We start from the raw sequence: 4,590 nt of genomic DNA on the forward strand, positions 1-4,590 counted from the left end.
TAAAGAAGTACGTAAAAAAGCACGATGGGTATTAAATACAGCAGCACTAACAAAAATTGAAACAATGAAAACTGATGATGGTTTCCCATTACTTCGTCCATTTAATCAAGCAGAGGGCGGCATTGGTTATACATTGTTAGGCTTCCCTGTTGAGGAAGAAGATGCAATTGATATTCCTGATTCACCAGATACACCAGTATTCTATTTCGGTGATTTCTCTAAGTTCTATATTCAAGATGTTATTGGATCACTAGAAGTACAAAAGTTAGTTGAGTTATTCTCACGTACAAACCGTGTAGGTTTCCGTATCTGGAACTTACTAGATGCTCAATTAATTCATTCTCCATTTGAAGTTCCAGTTTATAAGTACGTCTTGAAAGGTCAAACTACACCAGGTGCTTAATATGGAAGATTTAATTGAGAAATTAAAATCTCATATTCATTGGGAAGAGGGTATGGATGATTCTATGCTCTCTTTTTATATTGAACAAGCAAAGACTTATGTAAAGAATGCGACAGGCAAACAGACCGAGTATTTAATTATTATGGTCGCCGGTATTATCTATGATTACAGAGTCTCTGAAAAAGAATTAGAACAGGCACTTGATGCTTTAACACCATTCTTTGTCCAGGAGGTTTATGATGCCGAAGAGGAAGACGAATAAACTCAAATGGATGGGTGAGCTACTTCAATTAGGAGAAACAATTGATTCGGAAACAGACCGTGTTGTGATGGGATATCCGTTAGAACGTAACATTCGTTATAACAACATTGGAGTTACGGCCACTGATAAATTTACAACGAAAGATACGAATGAAATTGTAAAGAAAATTGAAGTTCGTATGGATCGAGATATTGAAACCGATCAAAAGAATTATCGTGTAAAAGTGGGTGGGCGTATCTATGATATTGAGCGTATTTATGTACGTGAAGAAGATCGATTAATGGAGGTGTCATTGTCCTATGCAAATTAGCTTTCAAGAGTTACGAGATATCATGAGGAAATCTGGTATACCAGTTTATCGTGATAGTGCACCTATAACAGCAAAATATCCTTACATTGTGTATGAATTTGTGAATGAACAGCATAAACGGGCTTCAAATAAGGTTCTAAAAGATATGCCACTTTATCAAATTTCTGTTATTACAAATGGAACTGAAAAAGATTATGAGCCGTTAAAGGCTGTTTTTAATGCAGTAGGCGTGTCTTATTCTCAGTTTGATGGAATGGGTTATGACGAGAATGACGACACTATCACGCAGTTTATCACGTATGTGAGGTGTATCCAGTAATGGCTTCCAATAACAATGGCTTTTCTGAAGCTTTAGAAGATATTAATACGCTATTACGTGTGAATAAAAAGGTCGAACTGGATGTATTAGATGAAGCGGCAAAGTATTTTGCTAGTAAATTAAAACCAAAAATTAAAGCATCCAGTAAAAACAAGCGGACACATTTAAGAGATAGTCTAAAGGTTGTTGTGAAAGATGATTGTGTATCTGTGGAGTTTAAAGATGAGGCCTGGTATTGGTACTTAGTTGAACATGGCCATAAAAAAGCAAATGGTAAGGGACGTGTGAAGGGAAAACACTTTGTTCAGGATACCTTTGATGCAGAAGGTGACAAAATTGCTGATATTATGGCACAAAAAAATAATAGATAGAATGTGAGGATGATATACATGACAATTGAAAATAAAGAAATTCAATATTCCGTAGGGATTGAAGATTTATATCTGTGCTTGATGAAGGGAAATGAAACTTCTAGTGCACTACCAACTTATGAGGATATCGTTTATAGACAAACGAATATTTCTGATTTAACGATTTCCACTACTTCTACTAATTTTACAAAGTGGGCATCTAACAAAAAAATTATTAACATTGTCAAAAATACAGCGTTTGGATTAGCTTTTAATCTTGCTGGTCTAAATCGTGAAGTAAAAGATAAAATCTTTGCAAAAACACGTAAAAAAGGCGTGTCTTTTGAAACAGCGAAGGCAAAGGCGTATCCAAAGTTTGCAGTAGGTGTTGTATTCCCTTTAAATGATGGAACTAAAATATTACGTTGGTACCCAAAATGTACAGTTGCTCCAGTAGAGGAATCTTGGAAAACGCAAGGTGATGAAATGACTGTGGATGACATTGCTTACACAATTACAGCAGATCCATTGTTATTTAATGATGTAACACAAGCTGAATTGGATACTGGTGATCCAGAGGCAAAAGGAATTAAAGCTGAAGATTTCCTAAAACAAGTCATCTGTGATGAATCTCAACTAGCGCAGCTAGGTGGAACGACTCAAACAGGTAAATAAGGAGGGTAATTATGGCACGTTTAAGTGATTTAGTAAATGTAAATATAACTAGAAATAGCATTAAGATACAGGGTGTCTCAATCCCTGTTATTTTTACTTTTGAATCTTTTCCTTATGTGGAAGAAGCATTTGGAACACCTTATCATGAATTTGAAAAAGAAATGAATGATATGTTAAGAAAAGGTCAATTTAGCCTGGGAGAAAAGGAAGCGAAATTGATGCGTGCATTAATTTATGCGATGGTACGTAGTGGTGGTACGGAATGTACAGTAGATGAATTGAAAGGTGCGATTCCTATGAATGAATTACCTGATATTTTCATCGTTGTATACGAAATTTTCAGTGGTCAAACTTTCCAACATTCTGATATGGAGAAGTTGAAGCAAGAAAAAAAGTAAAAAACATACTGACGAAAAACGAGGAATCTCAGTCCGAATTGGACTGGGATTTTTATTTTTATGTCGGTAATACGTTGCTTGGTTTAAGCATGGATGACTTTTGGAAAATCACACCGGCACATTTTCTAAAACAATTCATTATGCATCTCAGATACAACAATCCAGATGCATTACATGAGCAGAAACCGAAACAAATTTACACGCTAGATCAAACACCATTCCTATAAGAAATGAGGTGAAAAGTAACTACTCAGCCACCTTTCGGTGTCTTTTTTAAATTTTACTAGTTTCATATGCCTCCCATTTGTAAATACTGAGTATATCAAACAGGGGAGGTGAATCTTATGGTCGATCGAAAAATTATTTTAGATACATATAAAAAAGGACCTGAAGCTGTTATTTCTTTATTTGAAGAAACATTTTCTAAGTTAGAAAAACGTATACAAGAACTAGAAAATGCTTCAAAAAAAAACTCCAAAAATAGTCATAAGCCACCTTCTACAGATGGTTTGGGTAAGCCCGTTACAAAAAGTTTGCGCAAACCGTCTCATCGTCAAACGGGTGGCCAGTTGGGCCACAAGGGACATACTCTTGGTTTGACAGCGACTCCAGATCATACGATTACACATTCTCCTACATATTGTACTTGTTGTCATACTTCCTTGAACCACGAGCCTGTAAAAGGGTATCGCATTCGCCAAGTGTATGACTTACCACCTATTCAGATCGAAGTGACAGAACATAAAGTAGAACAGAAAGAATGCCCACATTGCCATTCTATCCAAGAAGCCCAATTTCCTTCGACAGTATCTCGTCCTGTTCAATATGGTCCAAATATAAAAAGACTGATTCCCTATTTAACGCATTATCAATGCATTTCTTTGAAGCGAACAAAAGAATTCTTTCAGGATTGTTTTGGACATTCTATAAGCGAAGGAACCCTGGTAAATCATACACAGGCTTTCGCTTCTCAATTGCAGCCATTCATAAAAGAAGTAAAGGAAAAGATTCTGCAGTCTCCTGTTGTCCATTTTGATGAAACTGGTATGCGTGTAGAAAACAAAACACAATGGTTACATACTGCCAGTACACCGGAGGTGACATTGCAACATATTCATCAAAAACGTGGAAAAGAAGCAATGGATGCTGGAGAAATCTTGCCATCTTTTTCTGGAATTGCGATGCATGATGGTTGGAAATCGTATGATGCGTATACAGATTGTCGTCACGTTTTATGTAATGCCCATCTCTTACGAGATTTACAAGGAATTATAGATAGTACTGGAGAACAATGGGCACAACAGATGCAGAAATTTCTAACGCAAGCGTTGACGATGAAAAAGCAATCCGAAGGTACCATGCCAAAAGCGACGCAAAAGAATCTGTTTATTATGTATCAATCCATATTGAAAGAACAACAGATTCTTTCCACGAAACAAAAGAAGAAAGGAAAGCAGACGCCTTCTCAAAATTTATGGAATCGCTTCGTCAAGTATTCTGACAGAATTCTAGCGTTTTTAGAACATCCAGCCATTCCATTTGATAACAATCAAGCAGAACGGGATATTCGGATGACGAAAGTAAAACAGAAAGTGTCTGGGACTTTCCGAAGTAAGAAAGGCGCAGAATCTTTTTGTCAGATACGAAGCTTTATGAGTACCATGAAAAAACAAAAACAATCGGTCTTACAAGCGATAAACCAAGTCATAGAAACTAGAACGGTTCCTTGGAATAACACGACTTCATAAGAGAATTTCTCTATTTGGCATAGATTCTTTCTCTGATTGGAGTATTTTCTTTTCATGTTTTCGAATCGGAAACATGTATTTGGCCTGTTTTTTTATTTGAAGAAGCTGAGTAGTTACGACAGTTT

8 protein-coding genes and 1 pseudogene are annotated in these 4,590 nt (G+C 36.2%); all 9 read left to right on the forward strand.

The genetic code is table 11. The features are described 5' to 3' along the window. Window positions 1–403: phage major capsid protein (locus MHH55_RS36215; protein ID WP_340882935.1), on the forward strand; the 403-nt coding region annotated here is incomplete at its 5' end. A gap of 1 nt (window position 404) precedes the next feature. Then, complete coding sequence (locus MHH55_RS36220; protein WP_340882937.1) at window positions 405–665, forward strand: head-tail connector protein; 261 nt, start codon at window positions 405–407, stop codon at window positions 663–665. Beyond that, window positions 643–975 (forward strand): head-tail adaptor protein, encoded by a 333-nt coding sequence (locus MHH55_RS36225; protein WP_142343347.1) that lies wholly within the window; start codon window positions 643–645, stop codon window positions 973–975. Before MHH55_RS36220 ends, MHH55_RS36225 begins: the two co-directional genes overlap by 23 nt. After that, on the forward strand, window positions 965–1,294 hold the full coding sequence (locus tag MHH55_RS36230) for a hypothetical protein (protein ID WP_078188254.1): 330 nt from the start codon (window positions 965–967) through the stop codon (window positions 1,292–1,294). The genes MHH55_RS36225 and MHH55_RS36230 overlap by 11 nt, the downstream gene beginning before the upstream one ends. Next, window positions 1,294–1,672, forward strand: a pseudogene (locus MHH55_RS36235) (HK97-gp10 family putative phage morphogenesis protein). The gene MHH55_RS36230 and the pseudogene MHH55_RS36235 overlap by 1 nt, the downstream one beginning before the upstream one ends. A gap of 11 nt (window positions 1,673–1,683) precedes the next feature. Beyond that, a complete protein-coding gene (locus tag MHH55_RS36240; RefSeq protein ID WP_016125430.1) occupies window positions 1,684–2,319 on the forward strand; it encodes a major tail protein in 636 nt (211 codons plus the stop codon). Between the two features lie 11 nt (window positions 2,320–2,330). Beyond that, complete coding sequence (locus MHH55_RS36245) at window positions 2,331–2,717, forward strand: hypothetical protein (RefSeq protein ID WP_069354823.1); 387 nt, start codon at window positions 2,331–2,333, stop codon at window positions 2,715–2,717. Window positions 2,718–2,755: 38 nt separating this feature from the next. Next, window positions 2,756–2,944, forward strand: a complete 189-nt coding sequence (locus MHH55_RS36250; RefSeq protein ID WP_006927278.1) for a hypothetical protein — start codon at window positions 2,756–2,758, stop codon at window positions 2,942–2,944. A 117-nt stretch (window positions 2,945–3,061) separates the two neighbouring features. After that, window positions 3,062–4,465, forward strand: coding sequence for an IS66 family transposase (tnpC, locus tag MHH55_RS36255; RefSeq protein WP_100910632.1), 1,404 nt, complete (start codon window positions 3,062–3,064; stop codon window positions 4,463–4,465). Window positions 4,466–4,590 lie beyond the last annotated feature (125 nt).

Source organism: Bacillus sp. FSL K6-2944 (assembly GCF_038005385.1).
Taxonomy (GTDB): Bacteria; Bacillota; Bacilli; order Bacillales; family Bacillaceae_G; genus Bacillus_A; species Bacillus_A cereus.

Excerpts from the sequence above, each read along its gene's own strand:
- MHH55_RS36220 (WP_340882937.1), top strand. The coding sequence starts at position 405 with ATGGAAGATTTAATTGAGAAATTAAAATCTCATATTCATTGGGAAGAG.
- MHH55_RS36225 (WP_142343347.1), top strand. The coding sequence starts at position 643 with ATGCCGAAGAGGAAGACGAATAAACTCAAATGGATGGGTGAGCTACTT.
- MHH55_RS36230 (WP_078188254.1), top strand. The coding sequence starts at position 965 with ATGCAAATTAGCTTTCAAGAGTTACGAGATATCATGAGGAAATCTGGT.
- MHH55_RS36240 (WP_016125430.1), top strand. The coding sequence starts at position 1,684 with ATGACAATTGAAAATAAAGAAATTCAATATTCCGTAGGGATTGAAGAT.
- MHH55_RS36245 (WP_069354823.1), top strand. The coding sequence starts at position 2,331 with ATGGCACGTTTAAGTGATTTAGTAAATGTAAATATAACTAGAAATAGC.
- tnpC (WP_100910632.1), top strand. The coding sequence starts at position 3,062 with ATGGTCGATCGAAAAATTATTTTAGATACATATAAAAAAGGACCTGAA.